The sequence below is a fragment of the Saccharopolyspora sp. ID03-671 genome (assembly GCF_045278815.1).
Lineage (GTDB): Bacteria > Actinomycetota > Actinomycetes > Mycobacteriales > Pseudonocardiaceae > Saccharopolyspora > Saccharopolyspora ipomoeae.
Genome location: NZ_CP134054.1, coordinates 5,784,628 through 5,805,064 on the forward strand (window position 1 = coordinate 5,784,628; position 20,437 = coordinate 5,805,064).

General features: G+C 67.5%; 26 protein-coding genes. 17 read left to right on the plus strand and 9 right to left on the minus strand.

The window, feature by feature from the left end:
• The first annotated feature begins 153 nt into the window (after positions 1 to 153).
• From REH65_RS26760 to helR, 3 genes are all read left to right on the plus strand, one after another.
• Positions 154 to 1,236, plus strand: coding sequence for a serine/threonine-protein kinase (locus REH65_RS26760; protein WP_406689607.1), 1,083 nt, complete (start codon positions 154 to 156; stop codon positions 1,234 to 1,236).
• Positions 1,233 to 1,586: a hypothetical protein gene (locus REH65_RS26765; protein ID WP_281453777.1), complete on the plus strand. Its 354-nt coding sequence runs from the start codon at positions 1,233 to 1,235 to the stop codon at positions 1,584 to 1,586. Before REH65_RS26760 ends, REH65_RS26765 begins: the two co-directional genes overlap by 4 nt.
• A gap of 395 nt (positions 1,587 to 1,981) precedes the next feature.
• Positions 1,982 to 4,159, plus strand: a complete 2,178-nt coding sequence (gene helR, locus REH65_RS26770; RefSeq protein ID WP_406689608.1) for an RNA polymerase recycling motor ATPase HelR — start codon at positions 1,982 to 1,984, stop codon at positions 4,157 to 4,159.
• Between the two features lie 20 nt (positions 4,160 to 4,179).
• Here the strand turns inward: helR and REH65_RS26775 are convergent, their stop codons facing one another.
• Entirely contained in the window at positions 4,180 to 4,833 is a 654-nt protein-coding gene (locus tag REH65_RS26775; protein WP_406689609.1) for a maleylpyruvate isomerase family mycothiol-dependent enzyme, read from the minus strand.
• Positions 4,834 to 4,968: 135 nt separating this feature from the next.
• Positions 4,969 to 5,706 carry an alpha/beta fold hydrolase gene (locus REH65_RS26780; protein WP_406689610.1) on the minus strand — a complete coding sequence of 246 codons (738 nt, stop codon included), beginning with the start codon at positions 5,704 to 5,706 and terminating at the stop codon, positions 4,969 to 4,971.
• A gap of 124 nt (positions 5,707 to 5,830) precedes the next feature.
• Here REH65_RS26780 and REH65_RS26785 point away from each other — a divergent pair, with 124 nt between their 5' ends.
• Positions 5,831 to 6,646 (plus strand): helix-turn-helix transcriptional regulator, encoded by an 816-nt coding sequence (locus REH65_RS26785; protein ID WP_406689611.1) that lies wholly within the window; start codon positions 5,831 to 5,833, stop codon positions 6,644 to 6,646.
• Between the two features lie 162 nt (positions 6,647 to 6,808).
• Here the strand turns inward: REH65_RS26785 and REH65_RS26790 are convergent, their stop codons facing one another.
• On the minus strand, positions 6,809 to 7,177 hold the full coding sequence (locus REH65_RS26790; RefSeq protein ID WP_406689612.1) for a hypothetical protein: 369 nt from the start codon (positions 7,175 to 7,177) through the stop codon (positions 6,809 to 6,811).
• Between the two features lie 81 nt (positions 7,178 to 7,258).
• Complete coding sequence (locus REH65_RS26795) at positions 7,259 to 7,435, minus strand: hypothetical protein (protein ID WP_406689613.1); 177 nt, start codon at positions 7,433 to 7,435, stop codon at positions 7,259 to 7,261.
• Positions 7,436 to 7,587: 152 nt separating this feature from the next.
• Between REH65_RS26795 and REH65_RS26800 the strand changes: the two genes are divergently transcribed.
• Together REH65_RS26800 and REH65_RS26805 are read left to right on the plus strand one after the other, a co-directional pair.
• Positions 7,588 to 7,986 (plus strand): DUF6578 domain-containing protein, encoded by a 399-nt coding sequence (locus REH65_RS26800; protein WP_406689614.1) that lies wholly within the window; start codon positions 7,588 to 7,590, stop codon positions 7,984 to 7,986.
• Between the two features lie 65 nt (positions 7,987 to 8,051).
• Positions 8,052 to 8,768 (plus strand): hypothetical protein, encoded by a 717-nt coding sequence (locus tag REH65_RS26805; protein WP_406689615.1) that lies wholly within the window; start codon positions 8,052 to 8,054, stop codon positions 8,766 to 8,768.
• A 47-nt stretch (positions 8,769 to 8,815) separates the two neighbouring features.
• On the opposite strand, the gene REH65_RS26810 is transcribed toward REH65_RS26805, so the two are convergent.
• Positions 8,816 to 9,388 carry a stage II sporulation protein M gene (locus REH65_RS26810; RefSeq protein WP_406689616.1) on the minus strand — a complete coding sequence of 191 codons (573 nt, stop codon included), beginning with the start codon at positions 9,386 to 9,388 and terminating at the stop codon, positions 8,816 to 8,818.
• 196 nt (positions 9,389 to 9,584) lie between these two features.
• Here REH65_RS26810 and REH65_RS26815 point away from each other — a divergent pair, with 196 nt between their 5' ends.
• The gene (locus REH65_RS26815) at positions 9,585 to 10,196 is read left to right on the plus strand and encodes a TetR/AcrR family transcriptional regulator (protein WP_406689617.1); all 612 of its coding nucleotides are present in this window, start codon (positions 9,585 to 9,587) and stop codon (positions 10,194 to 10,196) included.
• 102 nt (positions 10,197 to 10,298) lie between these two features.
• Here the strand turns inward: REH65_RS26815 and REH65_RS26820 are convergent, their stop codons facing one another.
• Positions 10,299 to 10,877 (minus strand): dihydrofolate reductase family protein, encoded by a 579-nt coding sequence (locus REH65_RS26820; protein ID WP_406689618.1) that lies wholly within the window; start codon positions 10,875 to 10,877, stop codon positions 10,299 to 10,301.
• Between the two features lie 189 nt (positions 10,878 to 11,066).
• On the opposite strand from REH65_RS26820, the gene REH65_RS26825 reads away from it, so the two are divergent.
• Positions 11,067 to 11,834, plus strand: coding sequence for a hypothetical protein (locus REH65_RS26825; protein ID WP_406689619.1), 768 nt, complete (start codon positions 11,067 to 11,069; stop codon positions 11,832 to 11,834).
• 45 nt (positions 11,835 to 11,879) lie between these two features.
• Here the strand turns inward: REH65_RS26825 and REH65_RS26830 are convergent, their stop codons facing one another.
• Positions 11,880 to 12,140, minus strand: a complete 261-nt coding sequence (locus REH65_RS26830) for a hypothetical protein (RefSeq protein WP_406689620.1) — start codon at positions 12,138 to 12,140, stop codon at positions 11,880 to 11,882.
• Between the two features lie 272 nt (positions 12,141 to 12,412).
• Between REH65_RS26830 and REH65_RS26835 the strand changes: the two genes are divergently transcribed.
• The 4 genes from REH65_RS26835 to REH65_RS26850 all read left to right on the plus strand — a co-directional run bounded on the left by REH65_RS26835 (position 12,413) and on the right by REH65_RS26850 (position 14,373).
• Positions 12,413 to 12,592 carry a hypothetical protein gene (locus tag REH65_RS26835; protein ID WP_406689621.1) on the plus strand — a complete coding sequence of 60 codons (180 nt, stop codon included), beginning with the start codon at positions 12,413 to 12,415 and terminating at the stop codon, positions 12,590 to 12,592.
• Between the two features lie 18 nt (positions 12,593 to 12,610).
• Positions 12,611 to 13,327: a hypothetical protein gene (locus REH65_RS26840; protein WP_406689622.1), complete on the plus strand. Its 717-nt coding sequence runs from the start codon at positions 12,611 to 12,613 to the stop codon at positions 13,325 to 13,327.
• A 1-nt stretch (position 13,328) separates the two neighbouring features.
• Positions 13,329 to 13,757, plus strand: coding sequence for a hypothetical protein (locus REH65_RS26845; protein ID WP_406689623.1), 429 nt, complete (start codon positions 13,329 to 13,331; stop codon positions 13,755 to 13,757).
• 88 nt (positions 13,758 to 13,845) lie between these two features.
• Positions 13,846 to 14,373 (plus strand): hypothetical protein, encoded by a 528-nt coding sequence (locus REH65_RS26850; RefSeq protein ID WP_406689624.1) that lies wholly within the window; start codon positions 13,846 to 13,848, stop codon positions 14,371 to 14,373.
• Positions 14,374 to 14,488: 115 nt separating this feature from the next.
• Here the strand turns inward: REH65_RS26850 and REH65_RS26855 are convergent, their stop codons facing one another.
• Both REH65_RS26855 and REH65_RS26860 read right to left on the minus strand, forming a co-directional pair.
• Positions 14,489 to 14,875, minus strand: coding sequence for a hypothetical protein (locus REH65_RS26855; protein ID WP_406689625.1), 387 nt, complete (start codon positions 14,873 to 14,875; stop codon positions 14,489 to 14,491).
• Positions 14,876 to 15,116: 241 nt separating this feature from the next.
• Positions 15,117 to 16,433, minus strand: a complete 1,317-nt coding sequence (locus tag REH65_RS26860) for a hypothetical protein (protein WP_406689626.1) — start codon at positions 16,431 to 16,433, stop codon at positions 15,117 to 15,119.
• A 111-nt stretch (positions 16,434 to 16,544) separates the two neighbouring features.
• On the opposite strand from REH65_RS26860, the gene REH65_RS26865 reads away from it, so the two are divergent.
• The 5 genes from REH65_RS26865 to REH65_RS26885 all read left to right on the plus strand — a co-directional run bounded on the left by REH65_RS26865 (position 16,545) and on the right by REH65_RS26885 (position 20,201).
• Positions 16,545 to 16,736 (plus strand): DUF397 domain-containing protein, encoded by a 192-nt coding sequence (locus tag REH65_RS26865; RefSeq protein ID WP_406693251.1) that lies wholly within the window; start codon positions 16,545 to 16,547, stop codon positions 16,734 to 16,736.
• 243 nt (positions 16,737 to 16,979) lie between these two features.
• Positions 16,980 to 17,378 carry a PE domain-containing protein gene (locus tag REH65_RS26870; protein ID WP_281453756.1) on the plus strand — a complete coding sequence of 133 codons (399 nt, stop codon included), beginning with the start codon at positions 16,980 to 16,982 and terminating at the stop codon, positions 17,376 to 17,378.
• Positions 17,379 to 17,395: 17 nt separating this feature from the next.
• Positions 17,396 to 17,947 carry a DUF3558 domain-containing protein gene (locus tag REH65_RS26875; protein ID WP_281453755.1) on the plus strand — a complete coding sequence of 184 codons (552 nt, stop codon included), beginning with the start codon at positions 17,396 to 17,398 and terminating at the stop codon, positions 17,945 to 17,947.
• Between the two features lie 11 nt (positions 17,948 to 17,958).
• Complete coding sequence (locus tag REH65_RS26880) at positions 17,959 to 19,209, plus strand: hypothetical protein (protein WP_406689627.1); 1,251 nt, start codon at positions 17,959 to 17,961, stop codon at positions 19,207 to 19,209.
• 218 nt (positions 19,210 to 19,427) lie between these two features.
• Positions 19,428 to 20,201: an ESX secretion-associated protein EspG gene (locus REH65_RS26885; RefSeq protein WP_406689628.1), complete on the plus strand. Its 774-nt coding sequence runs from the start codon at positions 19,428 to 19,430 to the stop codon at positions 20,199 to 20,201.
• Positions 20,202 to 20,437: the final 236 nt, after the last annotated feature.

The window sequence follows — 20,437 nt, forward strand, 5'->3', positions numbered from 1 at the left end:
TGCCCCGGGCCGCCGAGTTCGCCGCGGCATCCGCGCGTCCGGAATCACCCACTGATAAAGATCTGGTTGAGCATGATGATTCCTGCTCAATCCGGTCGTTGGACCCCTGACCGACACCCGATAGGGTCAACGGGTGAGGAGTTCGGAGGGTGCATGACCGACGATGCTCCGTTGCTGGGCGGGCGGTACCGGCTGGGTTCCCGCATCGGCGGCGGTGGGATGGCCGACGTGCACCGGGCGATGGACACCCGACTGCAGAGGTTGGTCGCTGCCAAGGTGTTCCGCTCGGCGACCGATGAGCTGGGGCGCAAGCGCTTCGCCGAGGAAGCCAGGATCCTCGCGGGACTGAGCCACCCGGGCCTGGTCACCGTGCACGACTTCAGCTCCGACGAGGACGAGCTGTTCCTGATCATGGAACTCGTCGAGGGCGGCACGCTGGCCGACGTCGCCGAGACCGGCCCGATGCAGCCCGAGGACGTCGCCGACGTCGGTGGCAAGCTCGCCGACGTGCTGGCCTACGTGCACGGCAACGACGTGGTGCACCGCGACGTCAAGCCCACCAACGTCCTCATCGGCAACGACGGGCGCGCGTTCCTCGCCGACTTCGGGGTGTCGCGGCTCGCCGACGCGGCCGGTCGGCTGACCGACTCCGGCATGGTCGTCGGCACCACCACCTACATGGCGCCCGAGCAGGTTTCCGGTGGTGACGTGGGATTTCCCGCCGACGTGTACGCGCTCGGGCTGGTCCTGCTGGAGTGCGTGACCGGGCGGGTCGAGTACCCCGGCGGCCCGGACGCGGCCGTGGCGCGACTGGTCCGCCCGCCGCAGGTCCCCTACGGCATCCCGGCCCGGCTGCGGCGCGGGCTGCTGGCGATGCTCGCCGCCGACCCGGCGCGCCGGATCACCGCCGAGCAGGCCGGCGACCTGCTCAGCGGCCGCACCACCGAGGTTCTCGCCCCGATCCCGGCACCCCTGCCCGTCCCGCCGCCGCGGGTTCCGCCGCAGCGGGTGCAGCGTCCGCCGACGGAGTCGATGCCGGTCCAGCAGCGGTCAGCGCGGCCGCCGCTGGCGCCGATCGCCGCCGGGGTGCTGGTGGTCGTCGCGGCCCTCGCGCTGGCCGTGGCGTTCTGGCCCTCGGCGACCGAAACTCCCGAGCTGCCACCGGTTTCCGGAGACCCCGGGCCGGACCGGCTGCCCGCCGACCTGGAGAACCTGGAGAGGCTGGTGCGCGGATGAACCGGCTGCTGCCCGCGGTGGTGCTGGTCGGGTTCGCGCTGGTCGGATGCGGTGACGATCCGCAGGTGCGCGCCCAGCTCGGTGCCCGCGTCGCCGAGGTCAAGGCCGCCGCCCTCGCCCACAACCGGCTCGACGCCGAAACCGCCCTGGTCGCCCTGCACCGCGACATCGCCGAGGCGGTCGCCGATGGCACCCTCGACTCCGACAGCGCCGGCTCGATCATGGCCGCCGCCGACCGCGTCGCCGAGGACGTCCGAGCCCTCCCCGCCCCGGGCTCGGCCCCCATCACGGTCACGGTCGAACCCGAACCCCGCGCCGAGGACAAGAAGACCCGCGACAACGACGGCTGATCCCCTTCCCTCGGACGAAAACCCCGGTTTTCGCGTGACGAATGCTGCGGTTTTCGCGCGATGAATGTTGCGGTTTTTGACGCGGCGAGCGAATTTCGCGTTTCCAGGGTTCAGTGGTTAGGCGCATGGCGTTGCATGCCACCAGGTCACGCAACCCGCCGTTCGGCGAGGCGAGTATCCGTGATCAGCACGAGGAGATCGGAGGCGGGGATCGCGGCGACCAGCGCGAAGAACTTGCCCGATGAAGGGCGAACCCGTCCCTTCCCGTGCTCATCTTACAGGGGGCAGGGGGACTTGCGGCAAGGCCCGGGTCGTGCCGCACAATGCTCGACCTGTGCCGGGACCTGCGCAAACGCGGTGCACGGCTGGGGGAATCGATCACTGGTGAGGGGCACGTGTCTCAACACGAGGAAGAACTGCGGTCCGAGCGCGCCCACGTGGCCGGGCTCTACGAACGACTCGACGCCGAACGCGCCCGCGTCGACACCCGCTACCGGCGGGCCCTGCGCGACACCTCCACGTCGCCGATGGAGCGCGACGTGGAGGTGCGCGCGCAGGCCCGCGAGCTCCAGCGGCTGGGCGTCGCCGACCACGGCCTGTGCTTCGGGCGCCTCGACGCCACCGACGGAGAACGCCGCTACATCGGCCGGATCGGGCTGTTCGACGCCGATGACGACCACCGGCCGCTGCTGCTGGATTGGCGTGCCCCCGCGGCGCGCCCCTTCTACACGGCTACCGCCGCCCACCCCGAAGGCATGCGCCGACGCCGTCAGCTGCACAGCCGCGGTCGGCGGATCACCGGTCTCACCGACGAGGTCCTGGGCAGGCCAGACGGCGAAACCGCGGGTGACGCAGCACTTCTCGCCGCGGTCAACGCACCGCGCGGCGAGGGGATGCGCGACATCGTCGCCACCATCCAGGCCGAGCAGGACCGCATCATCCGCCTCGACCACCCGGGCGTGCTGGTCATCGAGGGCGGACCCGGCACCGGCAAGACCGTCGTCGCGCTGCACCGCGTCGCCTACCTGCTCTACACGCAGCGGGAGCGGATGGAGCGCAGCGGCGTGCTGGTGGTCGGGCCGAATCCGCAGTTCCTGAACCACATCGGCCGCGTGCTGCCGTCGCTGGGGGAGTCCGACGTCGTGTTCGCCACCACCGGCGACCTGCTTCCCGGGCTGCGCGTCACCGCCGAGGACGCGCCGGAGATCGCCGAGCTCAAGGGCTCGCTGAAGATCCTCGACGTGCTGCGCGCGGCCGTCGCCGACCGGCAGCGACTGCCTGAGCAGCCGTGGGAGATCGAGCTGGAGGACGTGTCGGTCCGCATCGACGCCGCCACCGCCGAGTGGGCCCGCGAGGAGGCTCGCGACAGCGGCCTGCCGCACAACGAGGCACGCGCGGTGTTCGTCGACGTCGTCGGCTACGTGCTCACCGAACGCGCCACCGCTCGCATCGCCCGCGGCTGGCTGACCAGGGAGGACGAGGCGTGGGGGAACGTCAGGGAGGAGGTGCGCGCAGAACTGGCGGAGCACCGCGGCCTGCGCGAGGCGATCGACGCGCTGTGGCCGGAGCTGACCCCGCAGCAACTGCTCGCCGAGCTCTACACCTCCCCGGAGCGGCTTCGCGCGGTCGGCGCCGAGCCGCTGCTGCGGGGTGATGGCGAGGCGTGGACGGTGTCGGACGTGCCGCTGCTCGACGAGCTCGTCGACCTGCTGGGCGAGGTGAAAGCGCCTGCTGCCGAGGAGGATTCGGAAGCCGAGTACGCCGCCGGGGTCCTGGAGATCCTGCAGGTCGAGCGCCACGACCTCATGGACGACGAGGACCACCTGCTCGCCCAGGACCTGCTGCACGCCGAGGACCTGGCGGAGCACTTCGTCGAGCGCGACACCCGCGAGCTGGCCGAACGCGCCGCCGCCGACCGCGACTGGACCTACCGCCACGTCGTGGTCGACGAGGCCCAAGAGCTGTCCGAAATGGACTGGCGAGTGCTGATGCGCCGCTGCCCGAGCCGCTCGTTCACGGTCGTCGGCGACCTCGCCCAACGCCGCTCAGCCGCAGGCGCCCGCACCTGGGCAGCGATGCTGGACCGCTACGTCCCCGGCCGCTGGGCCTACCGCGAGCTCACGGTCAACTACCGGACCCCGGCGGAGATCATGCGCCTCGCCGCAGGTCTCCTCGCCGAGTTCGCGCCCGGAGTCACCCCACCGGACTCGGTCCGCTCCAACGGCGTCGAGCCCTGGTGCCGCCAGGTCGCGGTTTCCGAAATGGGCGGCGCCATAGCGGATTTCAAGTCCGAGGAGTCCGAACGCGAAGGGACCGGCGTCGTCATCGGCCCACCCGGCATCCCCGGCGCGGTCACCCCGACGGCCACCAAGGGCCTCGAATTCGACGCGGTCCTGCTCGTCGAACCCGCCGAGATCCTCCGAACCCCACGAGGAGCCGCAGACCTCTACGTGGCCCTCACGCGCGCGACGCAACGCCTCGGCATCCTCCACACCGGCCCGCTCCCCGACGTCCTCCGCACACGCGAGGGGTGTCCCGATTTCAATGGAAATCGGGACACCGACTTCCATTGAAATCGGAGAACCGGGTCAGGTCACTGCGCGAGGCGGCTGCGGAGGAGGTCGAGGCCGGGGCCTTCGAGATCGGGGAGGGCGACGGTGCGGCCGGTGATGGCGAGGGTGAGGGCTTCCGACGGGCCGCGGAGTTCAGCGCCTTCGCCCCAGCTCCAATCCTGGTCCGCGGCGGTGAGGCGGAGGTCCGAGAGGCGGTTGGCGGGGAGGAAGGCGCGGGCGCTGCTCCTGGTGGTGAGGAAGTCCAGGGCCGGGCGCCACGAGGCGGGTGGCGGGTTGACGTCGAGACCGAGCGGCCTGGCCGCGTCGCGCAGGTGGATGCAGGTGTCGGTCATCGGACCGTGGGGCCCGACGATCGGCACGTTCAACCGGTTGCCCGCGAGTCGGCGCAGGCCGGACACCAGCTCGTCGGTGGGGCGCTGCGCCCACTCGCGGGTCTGCTCGTCGACGTACCGGTCGAGGTCGCCGCGGTAGCGAACGACGGTGCGCAGCACCCGAAGCCAGTTCAGCCGGGTCTCCAGCGGAGCGAGCATGTGCGCCGCCACCTCCCGCACGGTCCACCCGGCGCACAGGCTCGGCGTCGTCCACTGCTCCGGTGTCAACGACGCGAACATGTCGGCGGCGAGCCGCCGGTTCTCCTCCGAGATCCGGAAGAGCTCTTCGAAGTCCTGGTTCACGCCCGGACCCTACGACACCTCCCCGACGCCGACCCCCGATTCGGCTGAGCTCCCGCAGCGGCGAGAGGCTCACCAGGGGACAGTTTTTCCTCGAATCACCCATGATCAATGTCCGTTTCGCCCGGACAGTTCTCACTAAAACCGTCCCCTGGCGAGGTCCACGAGCAACCGGGCCACCTCGCCGGGCATGGTGATCATGCAGTCGTGGCCGGTGGGCAGCTCGTGAACGACCGCGGGAGAACCGTTGGGCTGGACGGAGGGAACGGGGCGGCGGTCGAAGTCCTCGGGGACGTCGGTGCAGTGGATGTGGGCGCGGGGGATCGCCCGCGTGGCGGGGTTGTCGAGGCGCACGGGTTGCTGCAGCGCGCCGACCGATTGGTCGGAGAGCATCGAGCGCAACCACGCCAGGTCGTCGGGATCGGTGACGCCGAACAGACCCTCCCCGGTGGCGGAGGCGAAGCCGTCGACCGGAGGTGGGACGCGGAATCCGCTCTCCGAGCGCAGCGCGAAGTCGATGGCCTTCTTCGCCTGCGGCATCACGTCGGCCGCGGTCTCGCCGTCCTCCGGGACCATCGCGTCGAGGTAGATCAGCTGCGAGATCCGCTCCGGGACCTGGTTGGCGGCGTCGGAGATGACCAGCCCGGCGTAGCTGTGCCCAACGAGCACGACGTCGTGCAGGTCCTCGTCGAGGATCAGCCGGACGACGTCGTCGGAGTGGGTGCGCACCCCGGTCTCGGGCGTGAGCAGGTGCGCGGTCTCGCCGTAGCCGGTCAGCGTCGGGGCCAGCACCCGGTGCCCGGACAGCAGCGGAACCACCCGGTCCCAGGCGTGACCGGTGTGCCAAGCGCCGTGGACCAGCAGAAACGTGGACATGCATGCCTCCTGGGATGGACGTGCCCACCACGATCGGGCCGCCGCGCGACCAGAACCAGAGCCCCCGCGATCCTGGGGGTGGCAGGACCAGGCACGGCCCGCTCGGCCCGCCTACGCTGGAGGGGTGGCCGAGGAGAACCTGCTGGGCGAGTTCGTGCGCGCACGGCGCGAGCTCGTCACTCCCGAGCAGGCCGGGATTCCGGTGACCGGCGTGCGTCGGGTGCCCGGCCTTCGCCGGGAGGAGGTCGCGATGCTCGCCGGCATCAGCGCCGACTACTACCTGCGCCTGGAGCAGGGCCGCGACCGCAACCCGTCGGTGCAGGTCCTGGAATCGCTGGCGCGCGTCCTGCGGCTCGACGACGCCGCGACCGAGCACCTGCTGCGCCTGGCGGCGACCAAACCGCTGCGCAGGACGCCGATGCCGGAGCTCCGGTCCAGCACGGCGAAACTCCTCGCATCGCTGGCGCTCCCGGCGTTCGTGGAGACCAGGTACATGGACGTCCTGGCCGCCAACCGGCTGGCCACCGCGCTGTCGCCCCGTCTGGTTCCGGGGACCAACCGCCTTCGCGACATGTTCCTGGACCCGGCCGAGCAGGACCTCTACCCGGACTGGGAGGCCGATTCGGTCAGCGCGGTCGCGGGCTTCCGCAAGTCGGTCGGCGCGGAGACCCACGACCCCCGCTACGCCGAGATCGTCGGCGAGCTCAGCCTCGCCAGCCCCCGCTTCAGCAGCATCTGGGCCCGCCACGACGTCATCGTCTGCGCGGCCGCGCCGATGCGCGTCGCCCACCCGCAGGTCGGCGACCTGGTCCTCAACCGCGAACGCCTCGGCGTCGAGGGGAGCCCGGGCCAGGCGCTGGTCATCTTCCACCCCGACCCGGGCACCGACAGCGCCGAGAAGCTCAGCCTCCTCGGCACGACCTCGGTCGCCGCCCGCTGACCTCGCGATCTCCCGCTCGGAGGTGAGGGCAGCGGACAGTTCTAGTGAGAACTGTCCGGGCGAAACGGATATTGATCATGGGTGATTCGAGGGAAAACCGTCCCCGGCCGACGGGAAGCCGCCCCGGGAGTGAAGAGTCGTGAGAATCCCCGCGAAACCGCCCTACCTGCGGATGATCTTGATGATGATCTGGCCGACGATGAACCAGATCAGCGCCGCGAGCGCGTAGTTGAGGACCACCCCGAGCAGGGCGTCGTCCGGGGTGAACACGTCGCCGAGGCCGAGCACGAAGGTCTGGGCGAGGGTGTAGATGAACGACACGAAGCCGTTGCCCTGGTTCGCGTCGAGCACCACGAACAGCACGTGCAGCGCGAACACCAGCACCACGATCGACACGACGATCCGCACGATCCGCGCCACGGTGTCGCCGACCTGCCCCGGGCGTCGACGTCGCTCGTAGGGGTCGCGGTAGTCGCGGTCGTAGTGGTCGGCGTCCCGCCGGTCGTACGGATCTTGCGGCCCGTAACTCATGCCGCGCATTGTCACCGCGATCACCAGCGACAACAAGTCGAGCGTTCGGGTGGTTCGCGGCCTCGACCGCACCCTGACCCGTTACCAGTCAAAGATCTCGGGGTGCTGCTGCGCCTCGAAGCGGAGCCGGTTGAGCTCGTCGGCGAAGAGCTTCGTGTGCCCGCACCCCAGGCACACCACAGCGCTCAACGTGGAGAGCGGATTGACCCACATCCGCTTTCGGAACGGGAAGACCCCGGTCTTGTACTGGCTGGTCATCCGCATCCCGCCGACGAAGGTCCCACCGCACAGCGCACACGCCGGATACCGGGACTGAGGAGCTGGAGGAGTCATGCGCACGTGCTTATCAGACGAGCCCGATCTCGTCGCAGAATTCCCACGCAGAGATTCGGCTGGGAGGATCGGGACGCATGACGGTGCGAGCGTGGATGGCTGCGTGGGAGGTGGAGTGCTGCGGGGCGCCGTTCCGCATCGGCGATGCGGTCGAGTGGGCCCTGCTCCCTCCTGCGTCCAGGACCACCGCCTTCGTCCGGGGGCAGCTGGGCGAGAGCGTCGAAGCCGACGACGTGCGCAGCGCGCTCCGCCACGGGAGGCGAGTGATGGACGTGCCCAAGACCTCCGGCGTCGTGACCGGGATCAACGCGGTCCTGTGCCGTTTCGAACGGGCCGAGGGGACGGGCGAGTGGATCCCGAAACCTCGCACCGGGCGGCTCCAGCCCATCGAGGCTTCGGACGACGAGGTCTTCCCCGGCGACGGCGAGACGTTCACGGCCTACCTGGTCGATCTCGACGTGACTGAGATCCGCTGAAAAGCGGTTTGCCGTTGGTTCTCGGTCGATAGCCTGCCCGTGAGTCGATCTTGGGGGCGGGTGCTGTGACGGGTGACGCGTGGAACGTCTCGCTGAACATCATCGCCAGCGTGATCACGGGTTCGGCCGTGTGGCTGGCGACCAAGGCGCTGGCCTGGCGCCGGTTGCGGCGGATGCAGGTCTTCTTCGGCCTGACCGGAGGCGATGAGTGCCTGGTGGTCGTGCCCCGCCACGCCTCGTCGAACCGGGACCGCAGCGTCCACCGGAACGACGCGGCGGCGCTGCTGGAGCTGTCGACGGTGCTCGGCGACTGCCGGGCCAGGCCGGAGGTCGTCTTCCACGACGACGTCTACCAGGGCGCGGCCGACAAGGCCGAGTTCTGCATCGGCGGCCCCGACGCCAACCACCGCACCGCCGCTCACCTGCGCTCCGCGATCCCGAACCTGCGCCACGCCCTGCACGAGGACGACCCGGAAGGCCTGACGATCAGCGCCGGCGAGCACCGCTTCCCGGTCGAGATGGGGCGCGCGGAGTACGTGGCGCTGGCCAAGATCCAGCGCGAGCGCGATGACAAGCCGGCGTTCCTGATCTGCGGCCAGACCTCGGTCAGCAACCGAGCCGCCGCCCGCTACCTCCAGCGCAACCACACCCGCCTGATGCGAACCTACGGCCTGCGCAAGCGCTTCTGCCTCATCCTGCGAGTCGTCGAACCCGACACCTACGGCTCCAGCGTCGTCGAACTCGCCCACGACGCCACGTCCGAAGCGTTCACGACGTCCTGAACTGGGGGACTCTGGTGACGGCGAAGTTTTCATGAAAACTTCGCCCACTACAGGAGCCATTGGCTGAGCGGGTGGACCAGGTAGCGCAGCGAGTACGCCTCCCAGATCGCGCCCACCACCAGGAGCGCGAGCGCGGGGAGGGCTAGGAGGCCGAGGCGCCGAAGCCCCCGGACGTAGCCCTGTCGGCGGGTGCCCGCGCCCGGTACCAGCCAGCTTCGTCCGAGCAGGAAGCTGCCGAGGAGCAGCAGGATGTAGGCCTGCAGCTCGATGATGATGGTCAGCGAGTGGGGGATCATCGCCACTGCCGCCTGGGGCGTGACCGGTGCCAGCGTGATGCCCGTTTCGACGGCCCAGTAGGCGAAGAACGCCAGTCCGGCGAAGGGCGCCACCAGCGACGGCGCCACGATCGTGAGAAGGCTGAGGCGGAAGACGTTCACCGCGAGGATCACCAGCGCGAACAGCGGTGGCGTGTGGACGAGCTCGGTGACCAGTCCGGCCGTGCCGTCGTCGACCAGGGCGGCCGCTTGGGTCTCGTTGAGCTCGGGGAAGAGCATTCCGAGGACGAGCCCGACGAGCGTGAGCCCGTACGCCCCGGCGTTGATGATCAGGTACGTGCGCAAGTTCGCCCTTATGAGGTGAAAAGGCCTCCTCCACAAGGGGATTCGGCGCGACGTCAGGTGCTCGGGCTCTTGAGTCGTGGACGGCATGTCGCGCTCCTCTCGGCTCCGGCTCGGCGGATCCGATCCGGACACGTGCGACTAGTACGCTGTGATACAGACAAGGAATACGCTAGCACAGCGTGATAGAGGAAGTGTCATGAATGATTCCAGCAAGGGTGATACGCGGTCGAAGATCCTCATCGCCGCGGCGACGATGCTCGGTGAGGATCCGACCGCCCGGCTCAGCGTGCGCGCGGTCGCAGCGCGTGCGGGCGTGAGCACCGGATCGCTGAGGCACTTCTTCCCGACTCAGCAGGAGCTGATCGACACCGTCGTCGCGGGCCTGCAGACGCTCGACGTCCCGGACGATCCGATGGCGGACACCTCGCGGAACCCCGCCGAACGGCTGGAGGCGTGCCTTCAGCTGCTGCTCGCGGCCACGGGCGCGGGAGATGAGGCGCGGCGGACCCTGACTTCGCTCCACGACGCCTACGTCGCCTCACCCCCGGCGGAGGACTCGGCTCACGCGTTCCTCGCGATCGAGCGCCTCGCCGTGGACCGCGTCGAACGCTGGCTCGCGGTGCTGCGCGACGAGGGCGCGCTCGCCCCCGGAGACCTCGAACAGCAGGCGCGATTCCTGCTCACGGTCGTCAACGGTCTCTCGTTCGAGCGCGCCTTCCCCGGCGCCCGCGGTCGCATCGGATTCGAGACCCACACCCTCAAACTCGCGGTCACCGCCGTCCTCAACGGCGAAGCCGTGCCGCGTTGACGCGGACGGTTCGAGGAAGAACTGTCCCCTGCCGCAGCGCACCCGAACGGGTGCATTGGTAGGGGTGGGGGAAGTTTTCATGAAAACTGTGCCCGAACCCCATCACGCCGGGGGAAGGACTCGGTAGTGCAGGTGGGTGACGCCGGGCGCGTCGAGCACGCGCGTCAGCTCGAACTCGACGTGGTCCGTTCCGAACAGCCGTCGCCCGTCACCGAGGACAACCGGGATCAGGTGGATCTCCAGCTCGTCGAGCAGGCCTTCGCGCAGCAGCGACTGCGCGAGGGAAGCACCGTGCACCATCACGTTCGCGTCCCCGGCGGCAGCCTTGGCCTCGCGCATCGCGGTCGCGACGTCGGGGACGTAGTGCACCCAGCCGCTCTGCGGCTCGGGCGGCGTGCCGCGCGTGGGCACGAAGATCGGCACGCCGTGGTGATCACCGTCCCAGTGCCCGGCGTAGTCGAACGTCTTCCGGCCGACGACGACAGCCCCGGTCGCCATGACCTCGGCGAACACCCGCCCGCTCACCCCCGGCGGATCGAAGTGCGGATACCCCGCGACGGGCTCGCCGAGCCACTCGTGCAGCCGAAGACCACCGTCACCGAGCCCGTTCCCCGGCCCATCCCCAGGCCCAGCGATGAACCCGTCCAACGACATCGCCATGTCCAACACCGACTTCGCCATGCGCCCCTCCAACCTTAGCTACGTCGAGGTAGACCAACCCAACCGAAGGAACTCATCGGGGCCTCGGGTCATGCCGGGTCGTCGGCGGTCCCCAGCGCTTCCTGAACCACCCGCCGGGCCTCGGCGTCGAGCTGATCCGGGGAAACCGGCGTTTCCCGGTGGGGCGGGACCATCTCGACGGAGTTGTAGGTGACCTTGACCGTGAGCGAAATCCGTTTTCGTCGCAAGGCGCGGCAGCTGACCCGGCTCAAGCAGGCCGCGGACCAGGGCGAAAACCAGGCCTTCGAGATCGACTGGTTCGACTACCGGGAGATCCCGAAGCCCGAGATCGTCGCCTTGCTGCGCGAGCGCGGTTGGGACTACCGGGACGATGACCTGGGCGAAGCGGGCTGGCTGCTTCACTTCGTCCCGGGGGAAGACCAGGGTGCCAACGGCAAGGCGGATGCTCAGCGTCGACTCCAGGCGGACCTCCATGACGCCGAGATGAACCCCAACGGCGGGTATCACCTCGACACGTCGCAGTACGGGCCCGTCTCATATCCGGAAATCAGGGGAATTGTCCGAGCAGCAGGGCTGACGGTGGCCACGAACACCCAAACCGCGACTGGACGCACGTTGGTCCTGGCCGAACCGCAGACAACGGTCCTGACCAGCGCGTACGGCCCGTTCGACCCGAAAGCGGACCCGCCGAGCAAGGACCTCGACTGGGCCCGCGAGCGACAGCGGCTCTGGTCCAAGCAGTTCAACCGCCAGATCGGCCTCGGCTTCCTCCACGGCTTCGTCGGCCTGTTCGCCCTCGCCGCAGCGCTGACTTCCGACCCCTCCGACGGCAGCGGCCACTACATCGCGTGGGCCGTGGCAACCGTCGCGCTGCTCTTGTTCATCCGAGCAGCGCTGAAGGGCCCTGACGTGCGAAGACGGCGTTGGGAAGAACTCGGCCACCTACTGGAACGCTAGTGGGGAAGGGACTGCCCCTGGCTCGACCTGTCGAGTGAGATGGGGTCACCCGAGGATTGCGTTCACGACCACTGCGCTCACAGCGATCAGGGCGATCGCCAGCAGTAGCCAACCGGCTTTGGCCAGTTGTTGGCGAGGCGTGGCTTCGGCTACCGATCGTGTCAGGTGGTCAAGGGATTCCATCCGGAGAACACAGCCCAAGGCCGCGATCCAGAGCGCCGTAGCAGGCAGGAACGCCCAGTGGAACGCAAAACCGGCGATGAGCAGTCCTGCACAGATCGGAGTGAAGGTCGCGATCCATGCCACTCGAAGCCAGCGTCGTCGGGTGGGTTTCGCAGGAGGTGTGGACTGCGGTGGCATAGCGTCCTTCCCGTTTCGTGCCGGCGCGTCGCTTCGACCGGTAGCCTACGTGGTTGCGCTCGCGTGATCGCAGAGAGAGGGAGGAGTTGTATGGGGTTTCGGGTGCAGCCTGAAGGGCTCGACACGTATGCGTCCTTGCTGAAGGGTCTGCAAGACGATTTGAAGGCGGCACAGGACTACCGAACCAACACCTCTCATATGACTATGGCGACGCTCGGATGTTCGCGACGATCGCCAACGCGAACAACGACACCAAAGCTGCAGTTGGGGACAACCTGAAGCATCTGGATCAACTTCTGTCTGCATCGGCGGGTGAGTTGGTGAAGTCGGCGAAGATGTATCGCGATACTGATGCGAACGAAGAACGTCGACTTGACGAAACTTACCCCAGCTCGTAGAAGTTAAGGATTCCGGCGATGAGTGAACCGAAGGCGAAGCTTGTTGACCCGGTCGCCGAGCAGGCTATTCCGGATGCGATCGACAAGGCACTGTCGTTCCCGGACTTTTTCAGTCTAGGGCACTGGGCGTACATCTTTATTGATCAGGTATCTGGGGTGAATCCTGCGGAGTGGGTAGCAAAGGAGCTCGCTGGAAATTGGGAGGCCGTTGCTAAGGCTGGCGATGCGCTGAAGAACCTGAGTAAGTTCCACGAGGCCTGCGCTGCTGAGATCGAGCGCGGTGGTGCTGACATGTTGAAGGTTTGGGAGGGTAACGCCGCATCGGCAGCTGGAAAGTACTTCGAGGAGCTGCCCAAATCGTTGCGCGACCAGATTTCGGCTCTCGAGAAGGTTGGTGAACAGTTCGAGCAGGCAGCCTACGGGGTGTGGGCCACTGCGAAGACGATGGTCAGCTTGTTGGAGCTGCTGTTCGATCTCGCGATCGGCTTCGTCATCGAAGCAGCTGCCACTGCGGCGAGCAGTTGGACTGGTATCGGCGCGATCGCGGGTGGCAGCGCGATGGTGCTCACGGTTGCCCGAGCTGTGCAAGTCTGGATGGACATCTGCAAGTACCACGGCATGGCCTGGAACCTCTGCACTGGCACCAGCGGAATCATTGCTGGCATGTTGGGCAACCTGCACGGCTTCAAAGACCATCCCCTGCCTGCAGGGGCTTACGATCACCCCGGAGCATGACATGTCGAACCCCGATCAAGATCCAATGCTTGATATTGCCCGTGGTGACCGGGCGCGTTCGCAGCACCTTCGTGATTCCTTGCAGCTGCTGCGCGGAAAGGTTGACAACCCAGAATTTCGCAGGATCGTTGACGATGTGCTTGCTGGAAAAGCAAGTCTTCGCGAGGTGGCGCAGACTGCGGCGTTCGGTCAAGCGGTTGCGCCCCTGGCGCAGCAGGCAGTTGACCGTATGAAGGAGATGACCGAGGACGAAAGGACGGCACTCGCCGACGAAGGTGAACGCCAATTCGATGAGCTCCGCCGTAACCTTGCTGAGCGGGCCGAATCGGGTATGCCTGCCAAGCGTGAAACCTCGCCTCGTGTTGAGGAAGAAGACGAGGATCTCAGTCAGGTGAGCTTCCTCGAGGATCCCGCCAGCCGTGACCGGTAGATTGGCCAGCACTGTCGGAATGCGCCTTGACCAAGGTGATGGCAGATGCGCCGGACGGTGCCCCAGTGACGGATCGAGAAGGGCTCTGATGATCCCGGTTGTTCCGCAGCCGCCTGAGCAGTTCGTTCTGGTCCCGTTCGACAAGCTGCGCAGCGTGCGTACGAGGTCGACGCTGATCGGGTTGGTGATGCTTCCGCTGGCGGTTCTCTTCGGCGCCGTCGGCATGCCGTGGACCCTTTTCGGCCCGACGTCCGAGGATCCGATGACGTTCATCGTGGTCGGGATGGTCGGAGTATCCGCTCTGTTCATGCTGATGATCGGTGCGTATGCGCTGATGGGCCGGTCTTGTGTGAAGAAGACCGGGTATCTCAGCGTCACCGCGTGCCGCAATCTTCGGCGCGTTGCCGCGGTGTACTGGGGCGGCACATTCATGACCACCGGGCTCAGCTACGCGTTGGTGCTGCTCATGGTGGTGACGTCATCGGCGTCAAGCTCGGGGGAACCCATCGGGTTCAACGCGGAGACGTATTCTTTCCTGGTATTTCTGGGCTTGCCAGTGGTTTTGGGCGGCGCGGCCTGGACCGCGATCCAGTGGACGCTGCGGCCTTCCCCTTGATGCTCATGACCAGTCCGACACAGCCGTAGCTGGCCAGCATGTGTGTTCGGGGGTGGGACGTTTTCATGAAAACTTCCCACGACAAGGCCGCAGGAGATTGCGGTGCAGTCAACCACTACTTCGGCGTGCCGAGTATCTCCGCCACCTGCCCTGCGAAGTCGTACGTGGCGGCCTGTTGTGCATCCGGCGGGATGAACTGCGGGCCGAAGCCGTGGCTTCCCCAGCCTTCGTACCTGACGGTGACGTGGGCGTTGGCGCGGATGAAGTCGATGGTGGCGACTTGGCTGTTGTCGGCTGAGCCTGGTCGGAAGCTTCGGTTCGAGGCGGCTCCGAGCACGTTGGGCAGGGAGTCGGGGATCGATCCGAGCTCGCTGTTCAGCTGGTAGCTGTCCTGTGCTGCGGTGAGGTCCGGCTCCGCGTCGGTCAGCTTCATTCGGACGATCACCGAGATTTCCGCCTTTGCCGGGGACCCCCCCAGCCCGGCGGGTAGTTCGACGTCCACTCGCACTTGCTCGACATCTGCGTATCGGAGTGCGTGACGTCCGCGGTGGCCGGGAACTGCAGAGCTTCGTCACCGAGTTGCCTGGCGATGCTCGGGTCGGAGATGACCGAGCACGCGCCGGGGTCGTGGTGGTAGCCGGGCTCCGATTGTGCGCAGGACGTCAGCAGCGTCGCAGATCCGACAACGAGGACGGAGGTTCGGGTGAACTTGATGACCGATTTCCTCGAGTGCTTCACCGGCCTCATCCCGCCAGACCTGCCACGACCTGTTGGGCCAACGGCATCAGTCGTCGGGCTTCTTGGAGGGGGTCTTGGGCTGCGTCGGAGACTGAGAGGTCTGCGGTCGTGTTGCCGACTTTGAAGGCGAGGCTGGTGGTGCCCGTGGCTGAGTTCATGGCGCAGACCGGGCCGTCTCCGAGTTGGTCCTGGAGCGGGATCGGGGTGGTGCCCATGATCTTGTCGCGGCAGACGGAGGCTTGACGGGTGGTCGCTCCCCGAGCGTCCTGCCAGGTGCTGAGGGAGAGCTTGGCTTCGCCGTGGCCGTCGCCGATGGAGCCGCCTTCGATGAGGGTGTTGCGGGTGCAGCGGGTGTCGACCCGGTAGGAGACCGAGCCGTCGAACTCCGTCATGACCGCGTCTCCGGCGAGATAGCTCGCCGATGCTTGGGGCTTGACCGGGTTGTGCAGCACTGCCTCGACGGCCTGGGGCGTGAAGACCTCGCACGCGTCCTTCTGGCCTGCGTAAGGGCCGGTGAATTCGTACTGGCGGTGCGGGGTCGGCCCGGCGAGAGCCCTGGCCAGGATCGGTTGGATCAGGGCGTCGGCGATGGGCTTGCCGTCGTGGCCGGTTTCGCTGCGTCCACCTCCGGTGTCGCGCGGCCCCTTCACGGTTGCGCGGACGACCAGGTCGGGACGGGCGATGCGCACGTCCCACCAGTTGTTCCCCTGGTCGTAGAAGTTCTGCACGTTGAAGCCGCGGTCTTGCGAAATCGGCCCGTCCTTCGGGTTCGGCTGCCAGCTCACCATGCGATCAGGTTCGGTGTACGGGGGTTGGAAGACCTCGACGGTCACGCCGGTCTGCTTGGGGAACACGTATCCGCACATGCCCGGAGCAAGCGTGTCCTCTTCGACCGTCTGGCCAGGTGGGACGTCGCCGTCGAAGTAGTGGTGCACGACGGTCATCGCCGGAGTTGGGGGCAGCCCCAAGTTGTCCAGCGCATCCATCGGTACGAATTCGCACGCGTCGTACATCGCGGTTCCGCCGTAGTGGCCGGGAACCCCGGTGCCGGGTGATTGGGTGAGAGCGAGGATCGGGTCCCGTTCGTTGGCGGTTGGCGCGGTCGGATCGTCGTCCGCCTGCTTGGACTGCATGTCGACGATCACGAACCCGAGCCGGGTCAAGAATGCGATCAGCAGCACACCGACCACGGCGAAGACGACACGGGGCCACTTCTTCTTTGGCTTCGGTGCCTGAGGTGGCTGCCCCCAGTTCTGCTGCGGCGGCCAGTTCTGCTGTGGCTGCTGGCCCCACTGCTGATCCCAGCCCGGCTGATTCGACACAGATATCCCCCTGAAGACGTCCCCGCGGATGGCGACAGCGTAGGGAAACCGAGGTCGTCACCTGGAGTGATTAGTGAAACTGCTGGGTTCGCCTCGTTGTATTCGCTGGCTGTGGGGCTTCTCTTACGCGCCCGCAGGGCAAGTGCCGATCGTGATCGCAACTACGGCAACTGCGTCGAGGTCGCCTTCGCTGGGAACGACGTGCTCGCTCGTGACTCGAAGGACCGCGCGAGGCGGCATCTGGTGTTTGGCCAGCTCTCATGGTTGTCGTTCGTCCGAGGAGTCGACAGCCGCTTCTCCTGATCGGGGGGCTGGCGAATAGGGGTCGGTAGGGGCTTGAACACAAGATCAAGTGGTTGGGAAGCCCCTAGCGGTGATCTGAGATCCAATTCACTCGTCTGCCGGTTCCTGTTTTGACCAACTTCGCTACACGCGCGTGCACCCGTGCGCTAACGTTTGCCACGCTGGCAAGTGGATGTCCGTCGCCCTCACTGCGACGGCACGTGGACAAGGGGAGTTCAGCGTGAACAGCGAGGGAGGCGCGGCATGACGTTCCCGAACATCTGGGGTCAGATCGGCGAGACCATCACCAACATCGGCGAGAAGGCGGCGTACGCGCAGGCTCAGGCCGCTGGCGGCTCGATGCGGATCCAGCCGGACAAGGTCGATGAGCTCGCTCGCTTCTTCGACGACGAGGCCGAAAAGCTGGAGAACCGCGAAGCCGACATCACGATGCTCGCAGAGGTCCCAGCTCCGGGCAGCGACCCGGTCAGCACCGGTTCTGCCACGACCTTCGGACAGGTCGGCGCAGGTGGGCCCAACGCGTACATGGAGAACTACGCGAAGCTCGCTGTTGTGTTCAGGGACGCGGCCAACGCGCTGCGGCAAAGTGCGCAGCAGGTGCGCACGGATGACGACACGGCTTCTCTCAGCTTCAAGTCTTGAGTGTTCTAGGAGGAATCTTGCGTAAAGGGCTCACCGTCGGTGCGGTCTTCGCGAGCGTCGTGCTCGCGGGGTGCTCGGGTGGCGGTGCCACTCCCGAGCCTCCGAGCAGCGTTCCGACCGAGGCCCCGGCGCCGCCGAGCTCTTCCCGTACTGCCCCGGCGAAGTCGTTGCAGGTCGCTGACGCATGCGGCGTGTTGACTCCGGAACAGCAGCAGTCCGTGGGGGCGGACCAGCCTCCGCAGGCGAGGGAGTCGAACGGCATGCCTGGCTGCACGTTCGCGTCCGGCGACGCGGGAACGCAAGCAGGGTGGAACGCCTTCGTCGCGGTTACCACCAAGCAGACGTTCCAGCAGTTCGTGCAGTCGAAGCCGGGCACGCAGCCGATCACTGTTGCTGGCTACCCGGCCGCGAAGGCCGAGGTAAGTGCTCGGAACTGCACAGTCGTCGTCGACGTCTCAGATCAGGGCTCCGTCATGGCGTACGGCTTGTCGAGGGACCAAGCGGTAAACGGCTGCGACGTCATGCAGAAGGTCGCCGAGGCCGTCGTTCAGAATCTTCCGAATGCCTGAGGGGGTAGGCGGTGACCGACAACAGACACTTTGAACCCACGAGCTTCGAGGGTGCGCAGCTGACGCAGATGCGCAACTGGGTCCAGGGCGGTTCGGGCGCTGAGGCGCTGTACGAGCAGTCCACCTTGTGGAACTCCGAAGACCAGTACCTGCGTGATCTGAAGACCCGGCTTGAAGACAAGCTGAAGTCCGTCGGTGCGTTCATGCAGGCAGAGTCCGGTGAGGCCATGAAGGACCAGGCCATGCCGGTCGTGCTGTGGACCGAGATCACGGCGGACAGCGCGAAGCTCCAGTCGCAGCAGATGACCGCTCAGGGCGAGGCCTTCAAGAAGGTTCAGACTTCGATCCCGGCCAAGAGCGAAGAAGAGTCCGTCCCGGACGACAACTGGTTCGAAGAGGGCTGGGACAGCTTCTGGACCGGTTCGACTGACGCCGAGGACGCGAAGGCGCACAACGAGCAGCTTCGGCAGGAGGCTGTCCAGGCCTTCACCACCTACCAGGACACGTCGCAGAGCAACGTGTCGAGCAGTGCCGTCTTCGAGGCGCCGCCGACGGTGGCTCAGCCTGACGGTGGCGTGAGCAGCTCCTCCGTTCCGAGCGTCGGCGGCGTGGACTCCGGTTACTCGTCTCCGTCGTCCACCTCCAGTGCTTGGGCCGGTGGTTCGGGCTCCGGTGGTGGCAGCCTCGCCGGGTCCGGTGCGGGCGCGGGTGGCTCCTACGGTGGCGGTTCCGCCGGTACGGGTGCTGCCTGGGCGAACCTGCCCGGTGGTGGCTCGGGCTCGGGGCAGAACCCCGGCGGCAGCGGCGCTGGTCGCGTGCCCGGTGGTCCCGGTACTCCGGGTTACCCCGGCGGTGCGCCCGGTCTGGGTGCCGGTCGTCCCGGTACGGGCGCGGGCGCGGGTGGCCGCGGTGGTGCCGGTGGTGCCGGGGGCCGCAGCGGTGCTGGCGCGGGCCGTGGCCTGGGGGCCGGTTCGGGTGCCGGGGGTCGCGGTGCTGGTGCCGGGATGGGTGCCGGTGGGCGCTCGGGCATGGGTGGTCTCGGTGGAGCCTCCGGCTCCGGGGTCGGCGGCGCTGGTGGCGCCGGTGGTCGCGGGGGTGCCGGCGCCGGTGCGGGCGCGGGTGCGCGCGGCCGGGGTCAGGAAGGCGAGGACGACCTCGAGCACGAGACCCCCGACTACCTCGTCGGCGACCAGGGCGTCTTCGACGAGGACCTGCCGAAGGTGGCCCCGCCGGTCTTCGGTGACTGGGACAACCAGCGGTAAGTGCTCGAAATCGCAGATCGGCTAGTGGGCGGCACCGCTTCGGTGCCGCCCACTAACTCTTGGAACAACGCGGACGATCAGTGCTCGGACTGTGGGGGACGGCCGTGCGTCATGGGCTTCCGAACGGCTGAGAACTGGACCAATCAGTGAACAACTCGGATCACATCGTGGACGCGATCGAGTCGGTGCCGTCCACACTGTCTGGCTGGGGAGAACCGGTGAAGATCGAGCTGTCGAAGCAGGGCTTCCACGAGGCGTGGAAGTACTTCAACCTCGGCACCAAACCCCTCGTGCTCAACGTCCTGCCCGAAGGCATCCTCGAATCCGAGCGGCGCCAGGTCGAGGCTCGCGCGCGCGAGGAGCTGCAGAACCTCGGGTTCGGCAACGAGATGCGGGAAGAGGACATCCAGGGGGCCCTGCTGCCGCTCACGCGCTACGAGCGGGCCTTCGACATCAACTTCCGCCGGCGCACGCCCGACGGCGCTCAGCGCATCGTGGCGGGCATGGTGGCCTGCACCCGCGGTCACGCCACCCTCGCGGTGCTCACCGAGGAGTCCGTGACCGTGCAGACCCTGCCCGCGGACTCGATGGTGCGGGCGATCGTGAGCGTGCTGCCCGACGACGTCAAGGCCGGCCCCGGCAAGGGCGTCTCGCTGCGCAGCGCGGCGATGGAAACCGCCGCCAAGTCGGCCGGCAACGACCGCGAGATGGCCGAAGCGCTTGTGCGGCAAGGGGTTCGGCGCGAGGAGGCCAAGGCGCTCGTGGAGATGGCCGGTGGGGCGCGCAACGCCTACGCGCAGGTCGGCTACGCCGTCATGGACGGCCACGGCAAGCGCCACCGGGCTCCGATGGTCACCAACTTCTTCGCCAACGCCAAAGGCTGGTACATGATCGAGAACAGCCACCGCAGCGACGAGGGCTGGACCACGATCGCCCCCATCGACCGCCAGCGCATGATCACCCGGGTTCAAGACCTGACCAAGACGCTGTAGTCGTGAACAGGCGGTAACGGATCTGCTGCCGGAGCCTCGGGTGTTACGCGCCCGGGGCTCCGTCACATCCGGGGTCGCGTCCGGGGGAGCGGCACGCCCGGGTGTCGCGGTGCCACATCACAGGACCACCTTTTCCGCTGAGTGGAAGAAATCTCCGAGAACAAGATCAACTTTCATCATAGAACAGACCTTCGGGGCGCGTCCGTTCGGGGAGTGTTTTACGCCGTTGTGACCTG